The organism is Brevibacterium sp. Mu109 (assembly GCF_900169375.1).
Classification (GTDB): Bacteria; Actinomycetota; Actinomycetes; order Actinomycetales; family Brevibacteriaceae; genus Brevibacterium; species Brevibacterium yomogidense_A.
Window position 1 is genome coordinate 62,279 of record NZ_FXZF01000015.1, and the last position, 20,531, is coordinate 82,809.

Here is a 20,531-nt window from a genome sequence, read left to right on the forward strand (position 1 = left end):
CGATCTCACCGCAGGCCCTGCCCGGTGCTGCGCTCCGAACCGGGGGCCGCCCGTGGCACTGACCTGGCGCTTCCTCGTCCTCACTGCGATCGCCGCGGTGCCCATCGCGCTGCGTCCGGAGGGCACGACGTTCCTCGTCTTGCTCGGGGTGCTCGCGATCATCGGGCTGCTCGATTGGCTGGCGGCTCCCGGGATCCGCGCGCTCGGCTTCCAGCGCACCCCGGGACCGCGCATCCGGCTGGGCGAGGACACACACGCGGTCCTCACCGTCACGAACAGCGGACGGCGTGCACGTCGCCTGCTCGTCCGCGACGCATGGGCGCCGACCGCGGGTGCGCAGGACAACCGGTTCCGCGCGACGGTCCGGCCCGGGTCCCCCTACGAGAGGACGACCGTGCTGCGGCCCACACGGCGCGGGATGCTGCGCGCGGACCGGATCACGGTCCGGTCGACCTCGTGGGTCGGGCTCGTCGCCCGTCAGCGCAGCGTCGAGGTGCCGGCGGCGATCACCGTGCTGCCGCCGTTCCACTCCCGCAGGCACCTCCCGTCGAAGCTCCGCAGGCTCCGCGAGCTGGAGGGTCGCACTGCGGTCATGCTCAAGGGCGCCGGCACCGAATTCGATTCGCTGCGGGAGTATGTCCGCGGCGACGACGTCCGCTCCATCGACTGGCGGGCGACGGCACGTGCGCAGGAGGTGATGGTGCGGACGTACCGGCCCGAACGGGATCGTCGCGTCATCATCGTCCTCGACTCGTCCCGGCTGTCCGCCCGCTACGTGGGGACGGGCACCGCGTTCGACGCGGCGATCGAATCGGGGCTGCTCCTCGCAGGCCTCGCCGCCGGTGCGGGCGACCGCGTGGACGTGCTGGTCGCGGATGCACGCGTCCGCGCACGCGTCGGCCCGCTCGGCAGGATGGCCTCGCTCGACCATCTCATGCACCGCATCACGCCGATCACTCCGGAGCTGCTCGAGGCGGACTGGGGGACGATCGTCTCCGCCGTCATGGGGGTCACCTCCCACCGCGCGCTCGTCGTCTTCGTCACGGCGCTGGATCCGGCGACGATCGCGGAGGATCTGCTGCCCGCGCTCCCCGTCCTCACCCGTCGTCACATGGTCGCGATCGCGTCCGTGGCGGATCCAGCGCTCCAGGACATGGCGTCTGCCCGCTTCACGACGGAGCAGGTGTACACCGCCGCGGCCGCGGAGCGCGAGCTGCTGGAGTCCCGGTCCCTCATCCACGCGCTGTCCGGTCTGGGTGTGCACTCCGTGCACGAATCACCCGACGATCTGCCGCCGGCGCTCGCGGACCTCTACATCATGCTGAAGTCCTCCGGCCGACTCTGATCCGGGAGACGGCGGCTGCGTCAGTAGGCGACGACCGTGCGGTAGCCGGCGCGCTCCTCCTCGAGGTCGCCGTCGCCGCCCGCCATCAGCACGGGTCGGCCCAGCAGCGTCGCGTAGGCGAAGATCCCCAGCGTGAGGCCCACGCCCACGGAGATCTTCAGCCAGACGGGCAGCGGGTTCGGCGTGATGAAGCCCTCGACCAGTCCGGACAGGAAGAGGAAGAAGACGAGTCCTCCCGCCACGGTCATGAGGGACCTGGCCTCCTTCGCGAGCGCCTGCCCGCGGGTCATCGCCCGCGGGATCACCCATGCGACGAAGATCTGCAGGCCTGCGGCCGCCGCGATCAGGATGCACGTGATCTCCGGGATCCCGTGCGGCAGGATGTAGGACCAGAAGTCCGCTTCGTAGTCATGCGCGTACATGACGGCGGCGGAGAATCCGACGTTGACGCCGTTCATGAGCAGCCCGAAGACCACGTAGATCCCTGTGATCCCCAGCGCGATCCACTGCACGGCGATCCAGGCGTTGTTCGTCCAGACGCCCAGGGCGAAGACGGAGTTGGGATTCTCCTTGTAGTAGTCGACGAACTCGTCCTCGGCGAAGGCCTGCTGCTGCGCCGGGGGCATGAGGGCATCGAGCGCGCCGGGCGTGTTGAGGGCCCACACGGCGGCGACGACGGCGCTGCCCAGGAAGAAGGCCGTCACGCCCAGGAACATCCATCGCAATCGGTAGAGGGAGGCCGGCAGCGAGCGCACCGCGAAGCGCACGAACGCGGACATCGGACCGCGCGGGATCGACGACAGGTGCGTGCGCGCGCGGTGGACGATCACGGAGAGGCGGGCGGCGGTCTCCGAGTCCGGTGCGACGGTCACGATCCGCGACAGATCCTTCGACGCCGCGCGGTAGAGGGTGAGGAACTCCGACGCCTCCGCCGGGTTCAGCCGCACCTTCTTCGCCAGCTGTTCCAGGTGCATCCACTGGGGTCCGTGGAGCTGTGCGAGGAGAGCGGGATCCATGCCCCCACCCTACCCAGGCGACGCCCTGCCACCGCAGTCCGCACGGTCGCGTCACCGCAGTCCGCGCCGTCGCGTCACCGCGGTGCGCACGGTCACCGGAGCCCTGCCCCTATGGGACGATGGAGCACATGAGCGTGCTTGTGACAGGCGAGGCCGTCGCCCTCCGGGTCCAACCGGCCCACTACGCCGCCCGGGCGCTGTCGGCCGTCATCGACGCCGTGGCCTACACCATCGTGTACGTCGCGCTGTTCATCTGCGCGACGTGGATCCTGTCCGAGGCCCAGCTCCAGTGGGACCTCGTCGCCTCATCGATCGCGATCCTGCTGACGGTCTTCACGACCGTCGCGATCCCGTGTGCCGTCGAGCTGCTGATGCGCGGCCGCTCACTGGGGAAGCTCGCCCTGGGACTGCGCGTGGTCCGCGACGACGGGGGCGCGATCAGCTTCCGCCACGCCCTCATCCGTGCGCTCCTCTGGCAGTTCGAGGTGCTCGCGACGGGCGGGTCGATCGCCGCGCTGGTGGGCCTGCTGTCCAGTCGCAGCAAGCGCCTGGGCGACATGCTCGCCGGCACCCTGGCCGTGAGCGAGCGTGCGACCCGTCCCCGGCATGATCAGATCGTCCTGCACCCTCACCTCTACGGCTGGACCCCGAAGGCGGACGTCTCCCCGCTGCCGGCCGGACTCCACCACCGCATCGTGCAGTTCCTGTCCTCCGCGTCCCAGCGCACGCCTGAATCCCGCCACGCGCGGGCGGTCGAACTCGCGGAGGAGCTCAACCCGTACATCGCCCCTGCGCCGCCGGCGGGGACCACACCGGAGATGTTCCTCGCGGCTGTGATCGTCCGCACCCGGTCGGAGTACGTCGAGCGCCAGCGCCGGACGGACACGACCGCCGCCGCGTTCCGCAGTCGGGTCGGGACCCTCCCCCACGGTCTCCGCCTGCACTGAGCAAGCACCCTTCCCGCGCACCTTCCGCACTGCCAGCTCACGCGGACCCTCCCCACGACCAGCCCTCGCGCGCCACTCCACAGGAACCATTCCCTCGAGTGAGTGCAATCCGGCCCCCGAGAGCGCTCTCGGGGGCCGGATTGCACTCACTCGAGCACTGAGAGGGGGGGCAGGGGTCGTGACTCAGTAGCGGTAGTGATCCGGCTTGTACGGCCCGGCGACGTCCACGCCGATGTACTCCGCCTGCTCCTTCGTGAGCTCCATCAGCTGGGCGCCCAGCGCCGGCAGGTGCAGCCGCGCGACCTTCTCGTCGAGCGCCTTCGGGAGGCGGTGCACGTCGTTCGTGTACTCCGCGACGCCCGTGTGCAGCTCGATCTGCGCCATGACCTGGTTGGTGAAGGAGGCGCTCATGACGAAGCTGGGGTGGCCCGTCGCGTTGCCCAAATTGAGCAGGCGCCCCTCCGCCAGAACGATGATGCTGGTCGACTCACGACCGGTCCCCTCGGCCGCCGGCAGCGTCCACTCGTGGACCTGCGGCTTGATCTCCACCTTGGTGACGCCGGGGATCTTCGCGAGCCCCGCCAGGTCGATCTCATCGTCGAAGTGACCGACGTTGCCGACGATCGCACCGGGCTTGAGCACCTGCAGCTGCTCGACCGACAGGACCGCAGAGTTGCCCGTCGTCGTGATGACGAAGTCCGCGGTCTCCACGCCCTGGGTCGTCGTGACGACCTGGTAGCCGTCCATCGCGGCCTGCAGCGCGCAGATCGGGTCGATCTCGCTCACGATGACGCGTGCACCCTGGCCGCGCATCGCCTCTGCCGCACCCTTGCCCACGTCGCCATAGCCGATCACCAGGGCGATCTTGCCCCCGATCAGGACGTCCGTCGCACGGTTGATGCCGTCCGGCAGCGAGTGGCGGATGCCGTAGCGGTTGTCGAACTTCGACTTCGTGACGGCGTCGTTGACGTTGATCGCGGGGAACGGCAGCCGGCCCTCCTCCGCGAGGCGGTACAGGCGGTTGACGCCGGTGGTCGTCTCCTCGCTCACACCGCGCATCAGGGGCGCCTGCTGCGTGAAGCGGCCCGGCTCCTCGGCGAGCGACGTGCGCAGCCGCGCACGGAACGCCTTGAGCTCGTCCGGGTCGTCCTCGGCGTCGTCGGCGACTCCGCCGGCGGCTTCAGCGGCAGCGCCCTCGAGCAGGTACATCGTCGCGTCGCCGCCGTCATCGAGGATGAGGTTCGCGCCCGCAGGGGTGTCGCCGATCGCCGGGAACCGGAAGATCTGGTCGGCGCACCACCAGTACTCGTCGAGGGTCTCGCCCTTCCACGCGAAGACGGGGACCCCGGTCGGTGCGTCCGGCGTACCGTCGCCCACGACGACGGCCGCAGCCGCTTCGTCCTGTGTGGAGAAGATGTTGCAGGACGCCCAGCGGACGTCTGCGCCCAGGTCGACCAGCGTCTCGATGAGCACGGCCGTCTGCACGGTCATGTGCAGGGAGCCGGCGATCCGTGCGCCTGCCAGCGGATTGGCCCCCGCGTACTCCTCGCGCAGGCTCATGAGACCGGGCATCTCCCGCTCCGCGAGGCGGATCTGGTGACGTCCCGCCTCTGCGAGCGTGAGATCCGCGATCCGGTGGTCGTGATCGGCGAGGACCGCCGACTGCTTCGTCATCGTTCTTACCTCCGAGGGGATTCGGGTTCGGTTCCGGGTGTGTTCTGTGAGCGGACGCGTGCGAGCACGGCGTCCGTGAGTGCGCGGGTGCGCTCCGCTGTGGGAGTCTCGCAGTTGAAGCGGACCAGGGGCTCCGTGTTCGATCTGCGCACATTGCACCAGAAGTCGTCGCCCTCGAGCGAGACGCCGTCGAACTCCACGACCTCGCCGTCGCCGAACTCACCGGTCCGGGCCCGCGCGGCGAAGTCCGCCAGCACGGCGTCCGGATCCGTCACGGTCGAGTTGATCTCTCCCGAGGCCACGTAGCGCTCCCGGCGGGCCACGAGGTCCTGCGCGGAGTCCTCCGTCCGCGCGAGCAGGGCGATCACGTGGCAGGCGGCGAGCATGCCGGAGTCCGCGGAGTAGAAGTCGCGGAAGTAGAAGTGCGCGGAGTGCTCCGCTGCGAACACCGCGTCGTGCTCGCGCATGAGCTGCTTGATCCGCGAGTGGCCGACGGGGGTCCGCACGGGGAGTCCTCCGGATGCCTCGACCGTCTCCGCCACGATGCGCGAGGTGATGAGGTTGTGGAGGACGACCGGCTGCTCCTCCCCCTCGCCGCGGGCACGTGCGATCTCGCGCTCTGCGACGAGCGCACCGATCGCGGACGGGGAGAGGACCTCGCCCGCGCCGTCGATGAAGAAGCAGCGGTCGGCGTCCCCGTCGAATGCGAGGCCCAGGTCCGCATCCTGCGCGCGGACCGCGTCGCGGACGTCGAGGAGGTTCGCAGGCTCGAGCGGGTTCGCCGGGTGGTGGGGGAAGGTGCCGTCCAGCTCCGTGTACAGGCCGATCACGTCGAACGGGACGGGTTCCAGGCCCGCGTCCGTGCCGAACACCTCGCCCAGCAGCTTCCCGGCCATCCCGTTGCCGGCGTCCGCGACGATCGTGAGAGGGCGCACCGGGCGCAGCCGGTCCAGTCCGGTCAGGTCCCGCAGTCTCTGCGCGAACGCGGCTGCCAGGTCGCGAGCCGCGGCGTCATCGACGGCCACCGCGACGTCGTCGTCGACACGCTGCGGTGCGCCCACCGCCGCATCGCGGATCTCGCCGAGGCCCTGGTCGCGCGACACTCCCGTCGCACCGGCGCCGCACACCTTCACCCCGTTGTAGTCGGCGGGGTTGTGGCTGGCGGTCACCATGAGGCCGGGGAGGTCCCACAGCCCGGATGCGAAGTACAGCTGGTCGGTCGAGCACAGTCCCACGAAGCGCGCTCGCAGACCGCCGGCGATCACGCCTGCCGCAGCCGACTCCGCGAACCGCGGGGAATCAGGGCGCATGTCGCAGCCGATCACGACCTCGGTCGCGCCCTGCGCGCCGAACGCGCGAGCCGCGCCGAAGCCGAGCGCGTAGAGCAGATCGTCGTCGAGGTCTGAGCCGATCCGGCCGCGCAGGTCATACGCTCCCAGCACCCGGTCGAACCGGGCGCGCCTCGCCTCACGCACGGGGCTGTCGCCATCAGTCACGTCAGGGACACCCTGCGCGTCGATCATTCCCCGTTCCCGGCGATGATCCGCAGGTGTCCGCGTCCCGGGCCCGACGGCAGGTCCGCGGGGGGCTGCGGTTCGCGGCGGGGCCGTGCGGCTTCGCGGACCGCGTCTGCGATCGCGAGCAGGTCATCGCGTGAGCGCTCCGGCTGCTCTTCACCGATGTCGAGGCGGAGCAGCTCCCATCCGCGGGGCGCGGTCATGCGGGAGGCGTGGTGTCGGCAGAGATCGAGGGCGCCCGGTTCGGCACGGGTGGCGAGGGGGCCGACGACGACGGTGGCGTCCGCGTGGACGTAGGTCATCGTGAATCGGGCAGTGACGCCGCACCCGGCCTTTGCACACAGACGTACTCCTGACACGTCAGGCAGTCTACCCAATGGAGAGCCCTCCGTTCGAGCACCCCACGGCCGACGACCGCATAGACTCCCAGCCATGTCCCCGTCGCGCCGCCACGACCGTCACGGTCGCAGTCCGCTGCTCTTCCACGCGCCCGTCCCCGCCGTGCGCAGCCGGGCGGAGGAGTTCGCCCGCGTGGCGGCGATCCTCCTGGCCGACATCCGGCTGCGGGTCGAGGGCGAACTGGACTCCGTGGTCCTCACGGTCGATGACATCCCACCGGTGGATGCGGATGTGGAGCTGGGGCGTGTCCTGCCGGCGACGCGGGACGAACCCGCCGTCATCGTGCTCCACCGCCTGCCGATCGCGCAGCGCTGCACGGACGAGCTGGACCTGGCCGACCTCATCGCGGATGTCCTCGCCGATCAGGCGGCACTGCTGTGCGGACGCGACCCGGACGAGCTGCGCCCCCGCTGACGTCCCGTCGGGCCGCAGCCGGTCATCGTTCGAGGCGGACGTCCTGGTAGCCGACGCCCTGCGGGGGCGCGGGGATGCCCACGGCGCTCGCACCCGAATCGCTCCGCGCCGCGACCGTCGCGAACGCGTCGTCCGTCGTGCTGCGCAGCTCGAGCGCCCGCGCGTCGCCGAAGTCGGCGAGTCCCAGGACGAGAGCGCGCTGGGGATCGAGATCGAGCGTGCGCGCGTCTCCCCGCTCGCCGTCCGCGCCGACCGGGACGACGTCCACGCTCCCCTCCCCCGCCGCGAGGACCAGGTCTCCGCCCAGCGGACCGCCCCTCTCGTCCGTCGGCAGCGCGACGAGCTGGGTGCCCCCCAGCGCCTCGACGCCCGGGTAGTGGGCGACGTCCTGGCCCTCGTCCGTGTCGACGGTGACGGAGGCGGTGGCGGAGATGTCCGTGTCGGCCTCGATCATCACGTCGCCTGCAGACACCTCTCCGAGGTCCACCTCCGCAGTCCCGTGCGCGGGGATCGCGACGGATCCCGTCGGCAGGGCTTCCGGGCCGTCCGCGGAGTGGGCGCCCAGTCGGGCGGTGACGGCGGTGTCGCTGGGATTGGACACACGCAGACGGACCGCACCCCCCGTGCCGACGGGGACGACCGCGCGGGTGGAGGCCGGGGCCTCGGGCGCGGCGTACTCGATCCCCCGGGGATCCAGCCCGTCGCGGCGGATGTGCTGGAGTGCGGCGGTGACGCGACCGTCCTCGGCGGTCACCTCCGCTCCCACGACGGGCACGCCCTCCGCGAGCGCACCCAGGACGACTGTCCGCATCGAGTGCGGCTGGACGGTCAGCGAATCCTCTCCGGCGACGGGGACCGGACCGGATTCGCCGGTGAGCGAGACGCGGACCGTGACCGGCGCGTCAGTCGGATTGCCGATGAGGAGGCGGGAGTCCTCACCCGCCATCGTCGAGGCACCTGAGAACATCGCGCGGGTGACGGGCTCGGAGCAGCTGAGCGCGGCGAGGCCCGCGTAGTCGCCGGAATCCGCATCCGCCGTCTGCACGGCGGACACGAGGGCGGGGCTCTCGCCGGCCGGCGTGCCGGTGTAGAGCACGGGGGCGCCCATGCCGTCGGCGCCGGTGACGAACGGGTCGCCGGGGTCCGTCGCGAAGAGGTCGTCTCCGCCCAGCACCGCCGCGTCGATGCCCGCAGCGCCCTGCGAACCGTCCGGTGCGGTCATGGACGCGCTCACGGCGCGGGCGACGGTGGTGGGCGCCTCTGCGGCCTCGAACTCCTCGTCGGTGCCCGCGGCGTCGTCGGCCAGCGACAGGGGGCCGGGGCAGACGGCGGTCGTGGCTGAGGCGGGCAGACGGACCTGTTCCGGACCGCGCGCCCCCGAACCGCTGGGCAGAGGCGCGACGAACGCGGTGACCGCGATGAGGACGCCGGGCACTGCGATCCCGACGAAGGTCGCGGCGGACTTCGAGATGGCATTCATCGGCGACTCCCTCGACCGATCGGCACGGAGACGACGGCAGTGACAAGCAGGAGCACCCAGCCCGCGACAGTCACCGCGCGGTACCAGGCGGGGGTCGCGCTGAAGGTGACCGTCACGGCGTCCTCGGGCAGCAGGAACGACTGGGCCCACCCCTGGACGGGGTCACCGGCGGCCAGTCGGTCACCGTCGATCGCGGCATTCGTGACGCCCTCGCGCTCCGCGAGGACGAGCAGTCGTCCGGACGGGCCCGCGGGGATCTCGGCGGTGCCGTCCGTGACGGGCACCGGTGCGCTGCGCCCCTCCGCGTCCACGACCCTGGCCCACGCGACCTCGGTCCCGTCCTGCTCCGACGGACCGGAGTCCGCAGCGTCATCGTCCTGATCGTCGGCGCCCGCATCGGAGACCTGCCAGAGGAGTCCCTGGTCAGCGGTGCCCAGCCGGGTCAGCCCGGTCGCACCCGACACGCTGCGGGTGGCGTCGTCGAGGGCCGGGCCGTCGTCTCCGGTGAGCACGACGAAGCCGATGCCCAGTGCCGACAGGGCCTCTCCCGCATCGCCCCCGCCTTCGGCCGTGAGGCGACCGACCGCGCCCGCCAGAGCGGTGTCAGCGGGGTCCAGTGCGACGGGGACGCGACGCGGCCCGAAGCCGTGCAGCTGCGCGGCACGCGTGAGCGTCGAGGACTCCAGCACCGTCCCGCCCGTGGCACCCACGATGCGCCCCGTCACCTCGTCATCGGCGGCGTCGAGGATGAGGGTGCGCTGGGCGAGGGGGCCGCTCGCCCGCTCCCCCGCGAAGACGGGCAGGCGATCGTCAGCGGTCCGCTCGACCTCCGTGCCGCCCACCGATGCGTCGAGCGACAGCGCGGCGAGCACCAGCGCGGCGGAGCCGGCGGCCGCGATGACGACGGTGCGCGACCGTCTGCGGGACGGCAGTGCGGACGTCGTGCCCCGGCGTCCGGGGGCCCGGATCAGCGAGGCGGCGAGCAGGCCGCACAGCCCCAGGGTGAAGAGGGCGAGCCCCGCGGCCGGCCAGGCGGCGACGAGCCGGTGCGCGGTGAGCCCTGCGGCCGTCATCGACTGGGCGATCGCGAGGCAGAGGCCGAGCACCGTCAGCGCGGTCGACCCGATGATCAGGTCGTCGGGTGCGCCGCGGCGGAAGTAGGCGGCGCCGGCTGCGATGACCAGCGGGAGGGAGACGACCAGGATGAGGACGATGCAGGGAGCAGCGCCGGTGCCCGCGAGTGCCTGGGAGACCGGCACCTCGGGCCATCCCAGGGCCAGGATCCACGAGCGGGCGACGGGGTACGGGAGGACGGCGCCCGGGTCCGTCAGGAGCGCATCGGGCTGGCGCACGGCCGCGACCAGCCACGGGCCGGTGAGCGCGAGCACGGGGACCAGCGCCCAGAGCAGCCGCAGCGCACGGGTGCGCACGACGAGCACGATCACGAGCACGGCGGCGGGGACCAGGAGGATCGGCATCCCGGCGCAGACGATCGCCAGCAGCAGTCCGGCGGCGGCAGACGCCTCGATGGACCGCCGGCTGACCGCGGAGTGGAGGGCGCGGACGAAGACCGGCAGGACCAGCCACGCGAGGACGGCGCCGACCCGTCCCTCCACGAGCGACACGACGAAGGCCGGCGAGGCCGACCACACGAGTGCCAGCAGCGCGCGGATGCTCGGACGGGGCGTCAAGCGGGACGCGGTGACGTAGGTGAGGAGAGCCGCGGCGGGCAGCGCGAGGATGAGCAGCACGCGGACGGCGAGGTCGAGGTTCCCGAGGAAGGGCAGGGACCACACGAGGAGCACGCTCAGGAGCGGGTCCGCCGGCGTGCGCGATCCCAGCCCCGCGTCGTCGTGGAGGCCGAGCACTCGTCCCAGCGCCTCCCCGAAGCCCACATCGAGGCGCGGCATCGCGCCGCCGGTCAGGGATCCGGGGCCCACCAGCCGCCAGCTGATGAGGACAGCGGCGAGCGACGTGAGCAGGAGGACGCCGGTGAGGGGGTGCAGGAGTGCGCTGCGGCGCGGACCGACGTCCATTCCGGAGAAGGACTGCAGCTCCTCCCCCGTGTTGAGTGCTTCATCGGCGCCCACGGCGAGCGCCCCGTCCGCGGTGCCCGCGCCTGCGGTGCCGCGCCCCATCCACCACGCCGCTGTGCCGTCGGCGCCGGTCTCACGCAGCTCCCTGCGCGCCGTGTCGAGCCGCTGGCGCGTCGCGAGCAGTCCGGGGGCGGGTTCCGTGACGGGACTGATGCGGCGCAGGTGCGCGACGGCGCGACGGTCGAGACCGATCCGGCGTGCGGCGCCCAACCAGTTGCCAGCACCACGCGGATCGTTCGACAGGAGGCGGCCGCACGCGGCCGCGAGCGCGGTGAACAACAGCACGATGCTCGTGCGCCAGGCCGCAGCGGACCGGACGCGGGAGAGCCGGTAGCGATGCTCGGCGCGCACGTCTGCGACGGCGCGCGGCGGGCGCGGGGAGGACAGCAGCGCGCGGGCCGTCTGCGCGGGCACGACGACCTCGGCGCGCGGGGCGAGCACCACGCGGAATCCTGCGGCCCTGACGCGGCGGGCGTACTCGATCCCGCGATACGACGTGGACAGCGCGGCCGCGGGTGCGCCGACGGCGGCGATCACCTCTGCGGAGATCAGCGCTCCGGGCAGGTCGACGGCGTAGACGTCTTCGGTCCGACCGAACTGACCCTGGTCGACCTCGCCCGGGGACACCGGGTTCACACGCAGGCCCCGTGCGGTCGTCGTCACTCCGGCGGAGGCCAGGCGATCAGAATCGGAGACGCGCAGCCGCGGCCCCACCAGCCCGACGGCGTCGCCGGACCCCGCGACGTCGAGCAGCCTCGACAGCGCGTCCGGAGCCGGTTCGTCGCGGGAGCCCAGGAGCCAGACCCACTGGGCGCCGTCGGCCACGGCGCGGTCGACCGTCTCGGCGGTGTCGCGAGCCGAGGCCCGGAGGACAGACGAAACCCCCGGGATCTCCGCTGACGCGCGGGCACCCCGGAGGTCTGCGCCGTCATCGGTGCCGACGACGGCGGTGATGCGAAGGCTCACCCCGCCTGCTTCTTGAGGCGGCGCCTTTCACGCTCGGAGAGCCCGCCCCAGATGCCGAAGCGCTCGTCGTTCGACAGCGCGTACTCGAGGCATTCGGAGCGGACGTCGCACGACGAGCAGACCTTCTTCGCCTCGCGGGTCGAGCCGCCCTTCTCCGGGAAGAACGCCTCCGGGTCCGTCTGCGCGCAGAGTGCCTGGTCCTGCCATGCGAGGTCGCCGTCCCCGGAGCCGCCCAGCAGGAGCGACAGGGGGGACACCGCTTCCCCGCGGTCTCCTCCCGGGGCGCGCGGCGACAGTGAGACGGGATCGAGGTCGAGCGGGTCGCTGACGAACGACGGCTCCCCGGTCCCCGGGTCGACGAACCAGTCGACCGCCGCTCTGTCCGCCACGCTCTCGCGCAGCGGTACGGCAGGCGGCTGCGTCTGCGGTACCGCGCTCATTCCTGCTGCTGTCATCATTCTGTGTGCTGGTGTCACGAGTCTTCCCCCTTGTCGTCTTCTGCGCCGACTGACCTGCCCGACGCGTCCGACTCATACTGAAATTACACGTGTGTCATTACCCATCCGTCAAGCCGTCGACGGGTATCATTCGGGCCATTCGAACGGCTGTTCGAGAGGTTCACACTCATTCGCGCATCGCTTCCACTACATGTGGTGGAACTCAGCATGTGAGACCACAACCTGTGGCGCACATGTGATGCTGTGAGTATTCGGAAGTTCTGCGTCTGCGACGATGGACCCATGACCTCCTCACCCTCCGCGCCGCACCGCAGGGCCGAATCCAGCCGCCTCCTCACCGCCTACGCGGTGCCCGGGATCGGCCGGATCGGCCCGGGAACGGACCTCGGACGGGAGATCGGGGGCGCGATCACCGCAAGCGGGCTCGACCTCAAGGACGGCGACGTCCTAGTCGTCGCGTCGAAGGTCGTCGCGAAGGCGGAGAACTCGCTCGCTCGCGCAGCGACCCGGCAGGACTTCGAGCGCCTGGTCGATGCGCACTCGCGGCACACTGTCGTCCGCCGCCGCTACTCCTCCGGCGTCACGGTGAACGTGGTGCGCACGGCGTCCGGCACCGTCCAGGCGGCCGCCGGACTCGACCAGTCGAACACCGACGGGGATGACGACGTCCTCCTCCACCCGCAGGACCCGGACGCATCCGCCGCGCGCCTGCGCGATGCCTTCTCCCACCGCTTCGGCGTGCGCCTGGGCGTCCTCGTCTCCGACACCACGTCGCGGCCGTGGCGGGTGGGCGTCTCCGACTTCGTCCTGGGCTGCGCAGGCATCGACCCCCTCGACTCCCAGCGCGGAGAGCCGGACGACGCGGGCCGCCCTCAGCAGGTGACTGTGCGGGCTGTGGCTGATGCGATCGCGCAGGCGGCGGATCTGGTGAAGGGCTCCGCGCGCGGACGTCCCGTCGCGATCGTCCGCGGCGTGAGCGAGGTCGTCACCGACGCCGGACCGGGCGCAGCCGGGCTGTCCCGCCCGCTGTCGGACGACTGGTTCCGCACCGGTCACGTCGAGGCCGCGTGGACGGCGCTGGGCGTCGACCCGGCCGACCCCGGGATCACGCCGCCGTCCGGCGACGATTCGGACGACATCCTGGCCCGCGCCACTCGCGCGCTGGCCGTCGCCCGCGGGGGTTCCCCGCGCACTCCGGGCCAGGCGGGGTGGCGGCTGACGCTGACCGGATCCGGGTCCTCGATCCGCGTCCGACCGCGCCCGGAGACCGCGCGGTCCGAATCGTCCGGGCATCCCCTCGTCGAGGCGGCCGTGGGCCTGGGCTCACTGATCGAGCGCATCGCCACGGCGCTGTCCGCAGAGGACCTCCGCTGCGAGACGGACTGGATCTGGGAGGACTCCGGCATCCCCGGCGGTGCAGACGTCCGGATCGAACTCGCCCCCACACCGACAGGAAGCTGACACCCCGTGCGCACCTACCTCGCGGCACTCGCCGCACTCCGCCGTCCGGTCCTGCGCTGGGAGGGCCCGGACGGGGCCTCCCTCGAACTCACCGGCCCCGTGCTCGCGAACTGGGCGCACAAGGCGCACGGCCTGCTGGCCGAATCCGAGGTCGGGCCGGACCTGGACCTCGGCGTCGTCGATTCCGCCGGCCTGCACTGGCGCGCGCTGTCCGGCGTCCTCGCAGCGTGGTCGCTGGGTGCGTGCGTGCGCATCGTGGCGGAGGAGGAGCCGCAGGGCGACTGGGCCGCACTCGCCTCCGAGCACCGCGCCGAGGACCCCGTCACCCACTCCGCCGACGAGGTCTTCGTCTTCCCGGTCGCCCCGCTCGCCCTGAGCGTCGACGCGCCGGTCGACACGATCGACTACGCGACCGCCCTGCGCACCCACCCCGACGAGGCGCCCGTGGGAGCCGTCGAGACCGTGTCGTTCGGCGATGCCTCCACGACGGAGTCGGCCGCGCTCGCCCGGCTGGCCGAGCCCACCGCCGGCACGACCGACGCACCCGCCGCCGAGGTCGTCGTCACCGAGGCGCCCCGCTCCGCCGCCGACTGGGGCCGGGTGCTGGCGGGTCTCCTCCACGGGCTCGTCGTCCTCCGCCAGACGGACTGAGCGCTCCCCTCCGCGCTTTCGATGCAGTCCTCTCCGCCTAGCGGACGAAACCCCGCGATCATGCGGTCCCGTGCAATAATCCGAACCATGGACAAAGTGGTTTCGACAGCAGCAGAAGCGGTGAAGGACATCCCCGACGGCTCACGCATCGCCGTCGGGGGCTTCGGAGTCGTCGGAGTGCCCGAGGTGCTCATCGACGCGGTCCGCGAGCAGGGTGCGAAGGGTCTGGAGGTCATCTCCAACAACGCAGGGGTGGACGGACGCGGCCTGGGCAAGCTCCTCGAGACGCGGCAGATCAGCCGCATCATCGCCTCCTACGTCGGGGAGAACAAGGAGTTCGCCCGCCAGTACCTGTCGGGGGAGCTCGAGGTCGAGCTGACCCCGCAGGGCACGATGGCGGAGAAGCTGCGTGCCGCAGGCGCCGGCATCCCCGCCTTCTACACGATCACCGGGTCCGGCACCCAGGTGGCCGACGGCGGCATCCCGTGGAAGTACGACAGCGAGGGGAACATCGTGAAGTCCTCGCCGAAGAAGGACACGCGGGCGCTCTCGACGTTCGGCGAGGAGCAGGAGTACGTCCTCGAGGAGTCGCTGCCCACGGACTACGCCTTCGTCCGCGCCGCGAAGGGCGATCGTGCGGGCAACCTCGTCTTCAACGCCTCCGCCCGCAATTTCAATCCGCCGGCGGCGATGTCCGCGAACACGACGATCGCAGAGGTCGAGGAGCTCGTCGAGGTCGGCGAGATCGACCCGGACGACGTCCACCTGCCGGGCATCTACGTCGCTCGCGTCCTCCAGCTCACCCCTGAGCAGGTCGCGGACAAGCCCATCGAGAAGATGACCGTGAGGGAGGACTGACCCATGAGCCTGACACGCAATCAGATGGCCGCCCGCGCGGCTGAGGAGCTCGCCGACGGCTCATACGTCAACCTGGGCATCGGCATGCCCACGCTCGTTCCGAACTACATCCCCGAAGGCGTCCACGTCGTCCTCCAGTCGGAGAACGGGCTGCTGGGCGTCGGCCCCTACCCCCGCCGGGACGAGGTCGATCCCGACCTCATCAACGCGGGCAAGGAGATCGTCACGATGCACCCCGGTGCGGCGTTCTTCGACTCCGCGGTGAGTTTCGGCATGATCCGCGGCGGCAAGATCGACGTGGCGATCCTGGGCGGCATGCAGGTCGCCGGCAACGGCGACATCGCCAACTGGATGATCCCCGGCAAGATGGTCAAGGGCATGGGCGGCGCGATGGATCTGGTCCACGGCGCGAAGAAGGTCCTCGTCCTCATGGACCACACGGCCAAGGACGGGTCGCTGAAGCTGCTCGAAGCATGCGACCTGCCGCTGACCGGTGAGCGCGTCGTCTCGCGCATCATCACCGACCTCGCGGTCCTCGACGTCACCGGAACCGGATTCCGCCTCATCGAGCGCGCCCCCGGCGTGAGCGTCGAGGAGATCCAGGAGAAGACCCAGGGCCTCGAGCCCATCACCGGAGACGTGCCGGAGGCCGCGACAGTCGCCTGATCGTCAGACGGGTGCAGCAGAAGCCTGCGACCTGGGAGAGCGGGCGGGGATCCTCCGAGGGGTCCCCGCCCGCTGTCGTCTGTGCGCGCGTCAGACAGTCACGGCCCAGGCGGTCACAGCCCGGTCGGCCGCAGCCCGGACTGTCACAGGCCAGTCGCAGCTCAGACGGTCACAGCCCCGTGCTGGCGACGAAGAGCGACCCGATGCCGGTCACCGCGGGGCGGGGCTCATCCGCCGGGATCCACACGGAGTCCCCGCGAGCCAGCTCGAGTGAGGCGGAGCCCGCGTCGCCCGGGCCCTCGGTACGCAGCATGAAGGCCCCCTCCGTACAGAGGAGGGTGAGGGCGCCGGAGCGCTCCAGGCGACGGCCCGCAGCTTCCGTGATGACCGTGAGGACGAAGTCATCGGTCCTCCCCCGCAGCTCACCGGCGTCGTCCGGTGTGAGCAGGTCCGGGGCGTGCGTGTCGAAGCGTGCCGTGCGGACCAGCTCGCACACGTCGACGTGCTTCGCCGTGAGGCCGCCTCGCAGAACGTTGTCGCTCGAGGCCATGATCTCGACGCCCATGCCCCGCAGATACGCGTGGATGCTGCCCGACTCGACGACCAGTGACTCACCCGCCTGCAGGAGGTGGCGCCGGAGCATGACTGCCACCAGCGGCCCCGGGTCGTGTGGGAAGTCCGCGTGCGTCTCCTGCAGTGTGTGCACCGGGTCCGTGCTGCTGCCGACGTGCGACGGGTCGTCCGCAGCCGCAGAGCGGAGCGCAGAATCAGCCAGGGCAGCCGCCAGGGCGTCGGCGAGTGCGCCGAACCGCGCGGGCTCACCCAGGAGGCGCTCGACCGCGGTGCGCAGCACGACGGCGTCAGCGCGCGGATCCCGTGGTGGTCGAGTCAGCGCGTCTCGCCACGCCGCCAGTGCGTCGCGCGCCTCTGCGGGGGCCTCGGCGGTCTCCAGTGCGTGCGCGAACCGCTCGAGCGTCGCGAGGACGGCTGTGACGGGCCGGAACCCGCAGAGCGCGTGGAACTCGCCCAGGGCGTAGAGCAGCTCCGGCTTGTGCCACGAGTCCCTGTACGTGCGATGCGGGGCATCCGTTGGGATCCCTGCCGCCTCTTCGCGCGCGAAACCGGCTTCGGCCTGCTCCCGGGTCGGGTGGCTCTGGATGGACAGTGCGCTGCGGGCGGAGAGGACCTTCAGGAGGAACGGCAGGCGCGGACCGAAGCGCGCGAGTGACTCCTCGCCCAGGAACCGGACGGGGTCCTCAGCGATGAGCGCATCGAGGCTGCGGCCGTCGACCGTGGACGGCGCACCGGGATGGGCACCCACCCACAGCTCCGCGACGGGCGTGCCGTCCGGCTCCTGCCCCAGGATCTCCGGAATGCCCGTCGGGCTGCCCCAGGCATAATCCTTCCGGGTGTTCGTCAGCCGCTGCATCCATCTCCTCGTCCACCCGCATCCAACACGTCCCGCGAAGCCTACGATAGGCCACTCGTGCGGCCGAACCACGCACGAGCGGCCCCACACCCTGTTCAGGTGCGGGGCCGCTCGTGACCGGCATGCCGGAAGGTTCCCCACCCTCCGAGCTCCGAGATCAGATCACGCGGATGAAGACCGCTCCACGATCGAGCATCCAGCTGTAGCTGCGCTTCGACGTGTTCGTCCGCGAGGACCCCGCATCGTACATCTGACCCTTGGTCTCAGAGATGATGCCGATGTGACCGGGGATCCAGACGAGGTCGCCCGGCTTCGCCTCCTTGGCGGAGATCACCTCTCCTGCTGCCTTCTGCGCACTCGTGTTGCGCGGCAGGTCGATCCCGTTCTTGCCGTAGACGTACTGCGTGTAGCCCGAGCAGTCCCAGCCCGACGGAGAGGTACCGCCCCAGCGGTATGGCACGCCCATGTGCTTCTTCGCCTCAGCGATGATGTCGGCGCGCTTCTCCTCCTCCTTCTGCTCCGGAGTCTTCTCCGGCTTCTTCGAAGGCTTGGGGTCGGCCGTCTTGGTCGGCTTCGGCTCCGCGGTCTTCGTCGGCTCGGGGGTGGCGCTGCGGCTGGGTTCCGGTGACGAATCCTCGGTGGGCTCTGTCGTGGGCTCCTCAGAGGGCTCCTCGGAAGGATCTGCCGTGGGCTCGTCCGACGGTTCGACGGTCGGCTCGTCCGACGGGCCTTCCCCGGGTTCGCCGGACTCACCTCCGTCACGGGGGCTCAGATCCTCGACGCCGGCACTGAGATCTCCGTCAGCGGAGAACTCGGTCGTGCCGTAGCCCTCTGCCCAGACGAGGCGTCCGCCCTGGAACGACTGCTCGGCGCGGCCGTCCTTCACCGTCAGATCACTGGTGGGGTATCCCAGGTGGCCGTTCTCGTAGCCCTTGTCCTTCCAGTACTTCTGGAGGATGCCGGTCGTCGCGTGCGCGCCGGTGGACTTCGTGTAGTGGATGGACCCCTTCTGGAAGGGCTGGTAGAGGCCCTTGTCCTTGAGTCCGCCCTTCCGGTCGGCCTTCGGGAAGCCGATCTGCTTGAGGAGCTTCTCGTCCACTCGGTCGTCGAAGGCACCCTTCACGATGTGCGCGCCGGTGTCCTTCGTGTAGTAGATGTGGCCCTTCGCGTACTTCTGGCCCAGGCCACCGGCGATCTTGAATTCCTTGCCGGACGGCTTGCCCAGCTGCTCGACGTTGCCCTCGTACTTCTTCTCGATAGGAGTCTTGGACTTCTTCTCGTCGTCCTTCTTCTTGTCGTCCTTCTTCTTGTCTTCGTCCTTCTTGTCGTCCTTCTTCTTGTCGTCGTCCTTCTTGTCCTCAGGGGTGTCGCCGCCGTCCTGCATCTTCTCGATCGCAGAGCGCATGCCGCCCATCTTGGAGTAGAACGCAGCACCGGGGCAGGCGGTCTGGCCGACATCGCGGTGACCGATGACAGTGCGGACGCGCTTGCCGCCCAGCGTGGTCTTGTCCGCTGCGGACACGCCGTCCAGCGACAGCTTCCAGGCGATCGCGTGGTTGACCGCGTCGATCGTCTTCTGCGGCGGCGCCGACTTGTCGTAGGAGCCCATGACGGAGATGCCGAAGGACCCGGTGTTGTAGCCGGCGGCGTGCGCGCCGATCACGGCCTTGCTGACACCACCGGCGCGGCCCTCCCAGAGGCGGCCGAACTTGTCCGCGAGGACGTTGTAGCCCACGTCGTTCCAGCCGCGGCCCTGCGTGTGGAAGCTGTAGATGCCGCGGAGGATCGAGGGGACGTCACCGGCGCTGTATCCGTTGGCACCGGCCGTGTGGTGGACGACCGCGGCCTTGACGGAGCTCGCGTAGTCGGCGGAGCCGTTCCGCAGGTTCTCGTTGGCGCCCCACGACTTGCGGGAGCCGATCGACGGCTTGTCGACCTTCTTCACGGCGGTGTTCTGCACGGACGAGCTGCCCGGCACGTAGGACGCGTTCTTCACGGACGCGCTGTCCGCGGATGCTGCGTTCGCAGCATCGGCGGCAGGGGCCTCGGCGGTCTCTGCGCCCTCGGCGGAGTCGGATGCGTCCTCGTCGGACGGCGCTGCGGACTCATCGCCCGCGTCTGCCTGCGGCGGGAGGACCGGCTGGTTCTCCTCGACGGCGGCCGCATCGGCCGCGGACGACTTCGGGTCGACGAGGACGAGCTCAGTCTCCGCCGGTGCGTCGGCGGCGCCGAGCACCCGCAGCTGGACACCCTCTGCGTCGGACACGATGAACGGCTCCGTGCCGTTGCCGCCCTCGTCGATGTTCTCGATCTCGAGGTCGACCCAGGCGCCCCATTCGCCGCCGGTCTTCTGACGGACCTCGAACGACACATCGGTGTCACCCTCATAGGTCACGCCCACGATGCTCGGGTTGCCGCTGGGGACGTCCACGACCTCGGAGATCGCAGCGATCGAGGTGCCGTCCTCGGTCTCCTCCTGCACGGATCCGACGACGGGGTCGTCGGTCGCGTCCGGTTCGGAGGACTCAGATGATTCGGACGATTCCGGGTCTTCGGACTCGGTCGTGGATTCATCGGGCTCGCCCAGCGCGGGCGCATCGCCCTCTGCTGATTCCTCCGACGAATCGGTGAGGCCTGTGTTCGCCGCCTCGAAGGCTCCGTCCTGCGGTGCCAGCGGGCCCGCGGAGGCGTTCTGTGCGGTCGAGCCGTTGTCGGCGCGCAGCAGTCCGGGCACGTTGATCAGCCCGCGGTTCGACGCGGTGGTGGTGGATTCGGAGGAGGCGCGTGCCCCGATCTCATCGAGGCCGTCGGCGCTGATGTCCGTCAGGGGCGACGAACTGATTTCGGGATTGACAGGAACCGCGATCGCGGCGGTCGAACTCGAGAGTCCGAACGTCGTCACCATGACCGCGGCCGCGCATGCGGCTACAGAAGGGACCAGAATTCTCATCGTTTCAGCCTTTGTGAGGAAGTCAGGGAAGGAGGCTTCTACGAAGTGGGGTCGTCGCTGGATGCGGCGAACCACCTCAACATCTCAAGATTGTTACATATTTTCGGCGTGTCTTAGTTGAAATCCAGCGGGAAAAGGAAATGACACGCGTGTGGTTCCGCATGTTCTCGCGCCGAACGGCGGCTGAAAAAGTTTTGTGAGGAT

16 protein-coding genes are annotated in these 20,531 nt (G+C 70.7%); 7 read left to right on the forward strand and 9 right to left on the reverse strand.

What is annotated here, in order from left to right; genetic code table 11:
- Positions 1-52 precede the first annotated feature (52 nt).
- A complete protein-coding gene (locus tag BSP109_RS10485) occupies positions 53-1,345 on the forward strand; it encodes a DUF58 domain-containing protein (protein WP_101600481.1) in 1,293 nt (430 codons plus the stop codon).
- Between the two features lie 20 nt (positions 1,346-1,365).
- Here the strand turns inward: BSP109_RS10485 and BSP109_RS10490 are convergent, their stop codons facing one another.
- Complete coding sequence (locus BSP109_RS10490) at positions 1,366-2,361, reverse strand: stage II sporulation protein M (RefSeq protein WP_087004917.1); 996 nt, start codon at positions 2,359-2,361, stop codon at positions 1,366-1,368.
- 128 nt (positions 2,362-2,489) lie between these two features.
- Here BSP109_RS10490 and BSP109_RS10495 point away from each other — a divergent pair, with 128 nt between their 5' ends.
- Complete coding sequence (locus BSP109_RS10495) at positions 2,490-3,308, forward strand: RDD family protein (protein WP_256970202.1); 819 nt, start codon at positions 2,490-2,492, stop codon at positions 3,306-3,308.
- Positions 3,309-3,491: 183 nt separating this feature from the next.
- Here the strand turns inward: BSP109_RS10495 and ahcY are convergent, their stop codons facing one another.
- From ahcY to BSP109_RS10510, 3 genes are read right to left on the reverse strand one after another with little or no spacing between them, the layout of a single operon-like run.
- Positions 3,492-4,982 (reverse strand): adenosylhomocysteinase, encoded by a 1,491-nt coding sequence (ahcY, locus tag BSP109_RS10500; protein WP_087009305.1) that lies wholly within the window; start codon positions 4,980-4,982, stop codon positions 3,492-3,494.
- A gap of 5 nt (positions 4,983-4,987) precedes the next feature.
- Positions 4,988-6,478: a phosphomannomutase/phosphoglucomutase gene (gene manB, locus BSP109_RS10505; protein ID WP_257944653.1), complete on the reverse strand. Its 1,491-nt coding sequence runs from the start codon at positions 6,476-6,478 to the stop codon at positions 4,988-4,990.
- Positions 6,479-6,501: 23 nt separating this feature from the next.
- Complete coding sequence (locus BSP109_RS10510; RefSeq protein WP_257944654.1) at positions 6,502-6,858, reverse strand: DUF3499 domain-containing protein; 357 nt, start codon at positions 6,856-6,858, stop codon at positions 6,502-6,504.
- A 73-nt stretch (positions 6,859-6,931) separates the two neighbouring features.
- On the opposite strand from BSP109_RS10510, the gene BSP109_RS10515 reads away from it, so the two are divergent.
- Positions 6,932-7,312, forward strand: coding sequence for a metallopeptidase family protein (locus BSP109_RS10515; protein ID WP_101600486.1), 381 nt, complete (start codon positions 6,932-6,934; stop codon positions 7,310-7,312).
- A 22-nt stretch (positions 7,313-7,334) separates the two neighbouring features.
- Here the strand turns inward: BSP109_RS10515 and BSP109_RS10520 are convergent, their stop codons facing one another.
- From BSP109_RS10520 to BSP109_RS10530, 3 genes are read right to left on the reverse strand one after another with little or no spacing between them, the layout of a single operon-like run.
- The gene (locus BSP109_RS10520; protein ID WP_101600488.1) at positions 7,335-8,792 is read right to left on the reverse strand and encodes a DUF5719 family protein; all 1,458 of its coding nucleotides are present in this window, start codon (positions 8,790-8,792) and stop codon (positions 7,335-7,337) included.
- The gene (locus BSP109_RS10525; protein WP_101600490.1) at positions 8,789-11,854 is read right to left on the reverse strand and encodes a hypothetical protein; all 3,066 of its coding nucleotides are present in this window, start codon (positions 11,852-11,854) and stop codon (positions 8,789-8,791) included. The genes BSP109_RS10520 and BSP109_RS10525 overlap by 4 nt, the downstream gene beginning before the upstream one ends.
- Positions 11,851-12,111 (reverse strand): WhiB family transcriptional regulator, encoded by a 261-nt coding sequence (locus BSP109_RS10530; protein ID WP_087009306.1) that lies wholly within the window; start codon positions 12,109-12,111, stop codon positions 11,851-11,853. Before BSP109_RS10530 ends, BSP109_RS10525 begins: the two co-directional genes overlap by 4 nt.
- Before the next feature lie 483 nt (positions 12,112-12,594).
- Here BSP109_RS10530 and BSP109_RS10535 point away from each other — a divergent pair, with 483 nt between their 5' ends.
- The 4 genes from BSP109_RS10535 (at position 12,595) to BSP109_RS10550 (ending at position 15,948) form a co-directional block, all read left to right on the forward strand.
- On the forward strand, positions 12,595-13,773 hold the full coding sequence (locus tag BSP109_RS10535) for a coenzyme F420-0:L-glutamate ligase (protein WP_101600491.1): 1,179 nt from the start codon (positions 12,595-12,597) through the stop codon (positions 13,771-13,773).
- A gap of 6 nt (positions 13,774-13,779) precedes the next feature.
- Entirely contained in the window at positions 13,780-14,424 is a 645-nt protein-coding gene (locus BSP109_RS10540) for a hypothetical protein (RefSeq protein WP_101600493.1), read from the forward strand.
- An 87-nt stretch (positions 14,425-14,511) separates the two neighbouring features.
- A complete protein-coding gene (locus tag BSP109_RS10545) occupies positions 14,512-15,282 on the forward strand; it encodes a CoA transferase subunit A (protein WP_101600494.1) in 771 nt (256 codons plus the stop codon).
- Positions 15,283-15,285: 3 nt separating this feature from the next.
- Complete coding sequence (locus tag BSP109_RS10550) at positions 15,286-15,948, forward strand: 3-oxoacid CoA-transferase subunit B (RefSeq protein WP_101600496.1); 663 nt, start codon at positions 15,286-15,288, stop codon at positions 15,946-15,948.
- Positions 15,949-16,117: 169 nt separating this feature from the next.
- On the opposite strand, the gene manA is transcribed toward BSP109_RS10550, so the two are convergent.
- Positions 16,118-17,377: a mannose-6-phosphate isomerase, class I gene (manA, locus tag BSP109_RS10555; protein WP_101600498.1), complete on the reverse strand. Its 1,260-nt coding sequence runs from the start codon at positions 17,375-17,377 to the stop codon at positions 16,118-16,120.
- A 157-nt stretch (positions 17,378-17,534) separates the two neighbouring features.
- Positions 17,535-20,327 (reverse strand): NlpC/P60 family protein, encoded by a 2,793-nt coding sequence (locus tag BSP109_RS10560; RefSeq protein WP_101600499.1) that lies wholly within the window; start codon positions 20,325-20,327, stop codon positions 17,535-17,537.
- Positions 20,328-20,531: the final 204 nt, after the last annotated feature.